1 protein-coding gene and 1 pseudogene are annotated in these 632 nt (G+C 49.5%); one reads left to right on the forward strand and one right to left on the reverse strand.

Annotated elements, in window-relative coordinates; all coding sequences use genetic code 11:
- On the reverse strand, positions 1–273 hold a 273-nt coding region (locus ACYVJ4_RS18615), incomplete at its 3' end, for a recombinase family protein (RefSeq protein ID WP_460461534.1).
- 127 nt (positions 274–400) lie between these two features.
- Here ACYVJ4_RS18615 and ACYVJ4_RS18620 point away from each other — a divergent pair.
- Positions 401–632, forward strand: a pseudogene (locus ACYVJ4_RS18620) (phage tail protein); the annotation flags it as partial.

The following is a 632-nucleotide window of genomic DNA, read 5'->3' on the forward strand; positions in this document are numbered from 1 at the left end:
CGTGAGGCTCTTGAAGTGGATGCCACGCTGACGTAGTTCATCCACCAGCAGCACCAAATTACGCATGCTACGACCAAGACGATCCAGCTTCCAGACCACAAGCGTATCGCCCTCATTCAGCGTTCTCAGAAGCTTTTTAAGCGCTGGTCGGTTTGCCACAGTACCGCTCATTTTTTCTTCGAAAATCTGTTCACATCCTGCGCGTTCGAGTGCTTGCTGCTGAAGATCCGTATTTTGGTCATTTGTTGACACCCTTACATAGCCAATTTGCATATTTTCCACCCAGTTATTTCTGCAAAAAAATCAGGTGAAGTTATCGGCATGGCTGCCGCAGGGCAATCTATAAAACGTCAGTTTGGGAAACAGCGCTACACGAGACGTTGATAGTCAGTTTGCCCCGGTGTCGTCGTACATCAATGGAGCCGCTGTTATGGCTCAGGTTCATCGCGATTACAGGAACCTTGCCTCTTATGATGGTATTTCACAATATCCGCTCGGCATGTCTTTTGGCATACAGCTTGGAGGAAATGGATGGGGTGGAGGCAGCGGAGTTGATACTTACACGGGCATGTTAACACTCCGTGGCTGGCATGATTCGTCGGGTGGTGGCTATGTATCGTGGCAGCTTGCCT

The organism is Angustibacter peucedani (genome assembly GCF_054779595.1).